Genomic DNA, 1,730 nt, shown 5'->3' with positions numbered 1-1,730 from the left:
GCCCGACCCGCGCCGCCGGCGAGACCCTGATCACCGCCGACCGGCTCGGCCTGCCGCCCCGGCTGACCGCCGTCGATCTGACGGTACGCGCCGGCGAGGCGCTCGCCGTTCTCGGTCCGAACGGTACCGGCAAGTCGACCCTGGCCCTGCTCCTCGGTGGACTGCTCCGACCGGGGACCGGTCGGGTGGTGGCCACCCCGGCCCTGGGCGGCACCGATGCCCGTACCCCACCGCACCGCTGGCGGGCGCCGGCCCTGGCCCGCCGGATCGGGTCGGTCTTCCAGGATCCGGAGCACCAGTTCGTGACCCGGACCGTCTTCGACGAACTGGCCCTCGGGCCACGCCGGACCGGGCAGCCGGAGGACAGGGTCCGAGCCGTGGTGGACGGGTTGCTGGCCCGACTGCGGCTGGACCGGTTGGCGGGCGCCAACCCGTACACCCTCTCCGGTGGGGAGGCCCGGCGGTTGAGTGTGGCGACGGCCCTGGCCACCGCGCCCCGGCTGCTCGTCTGCGACGAACCCACCTTCGGCCAGGACCGGCGGACCTGGCGGGAACTGGTCGACCTCTTCGCGGACCTGCGCGACGACGGGCATGCCATCCTCGCCGTGACGCACGACGCGGACTTCGTGGCCGCACTCGCCGACCGGCAGGTCACCCTGTCCCGGCCGGACCGGGCGGGACAGTCGGAACAACCGGACGGGCCGAACCTACCGGACGGGCCGGAACAACCAGGTGACCGCCGGATGGAACCGTCATGATCGATGTGGAACCGTTGGCCCGGGCGGACGCCCCGCTGGCCCGGCGCAACCCGGTGGCGAAGCTCGCCGCCTCGCTGGTCTTCTCGTTCGCGCTGGTCGCCACCATCGATCCGGTGGCCCCGGCGATCGCGATCGCGGTCGAGTTGGCGGTGTTGCCGCTGTTCGGTCTCCGCTACGCCACCCTCGCCCGGCGGGCGTGGCCGCTGCTGCTCGGCGCGGTCGGGATCGTGGTCGCCCTGGTGCTCTTCGCGGCGGAACGGGAGGGTCGGACGCTGGTCGAGGCCGGACCGGTGGTGGTGACCTCCGGGGTGCTGCTGACCGCGACCGGTCTGGTGCTGCGGATGCTCGCGGTCGCGCTGCCGGGGGTGATCGTCTTCGCCACCACCGATGCCACCGACCTGGCTGACGCCCTGATCCAGAACGCGAAGGCGTCGCCCCGGTTCGCCATCGGTGCGCTGGCCGCATTCCGGCTGGTACCCCTGCTCGCGCAGGACTGGCAGACGATCAGCATGGCCCGGCGGGCCCGGGGTCTGGACGCGGGACGCAACCCGCTGGCCCGGCTGCGCCTGTTCGTCTCGACGGCGTTCACCCTGCTGGTCGGCGCGATCCGGCAGGGCACCCGGTTGGCGGTGGCGATGGACGCGCGCGGTTTCGACGCCGGTACGCCCCGGACGGTGGCCCGCCGCCAGTCCTTCACCCGCGCGGACGGCGCGCTCGTCCTCGGTGCCGCGCTGCTGGCCGGCGGCGCGCTGACGGTCAGCGTCCTGCTCGGCACCTTCCGTCCGCTCTGGAGCTAGGCGTTCAGGTGTGAGGCGTTCAGGTGTTAGGAAGGGCCCCCTGTACAAGGCGGTTTCTGGGGGTCGTCGCAACACCTGATGGCTTATGTGGTTGTCAGTAGATCACGCAGACGCTCGGCTGGGTTGTCCCAGCCGAGCGTCTGTCGTGGGCGGCCGTTGAGTTCCTGGGCGACGT

Annotated in this window: 2 protein-coding genes; both read left to right on the top strand. The window is 72.8% G+C overall.

The annotated features are described in order from the left end of the window. The coding region (locus GSF22_RS33360) for an ABC transporter ATP-binding protein (RefSeq protein ID WP_208817885.1) at positions 1–758 on the top strand (758 nt) is incomplete at its 5' end. Next, positions 755–1,555: an energy-coupling factor transporter transmembrane component T family protein gene (locus tag GSF22_RS33355; RefSeq protein ID WP_208817884.1), complete on the top strand. Its 801-nt coding sequence runs from the start codon at positions 755–757 to the stop codon at positions 1,553–1,555. The genes GSF22_RS33360 and GSF22_RS33355, both read left to right, overlap by 4 nt. Positions 1,556–1,730: the final 175 nt, after the last annotated feature.

Source organism: Micromonospora echinofusca, assembly GCF_017614955.1.
GTDB lineage: Bacteria > Actinomycetota > Actinomycetes > Mycobacteriales > Micromonosporaceae > Micromonospora > Micromonospora echinofusca_A.
This window is presented reverse-complemented; position numbering and strand designations above follow the sequence as displayed.

What these genes read in the sequence shown, in the direction of transcription:
- GSF22_RS33355 (WP_208817884.1), top strand. Translation starts at nt 755, where the DNA reads ATGATCGATGTGGAACCGTTGGCCCGGGCGGACGCCCCGCTGGCCCGG.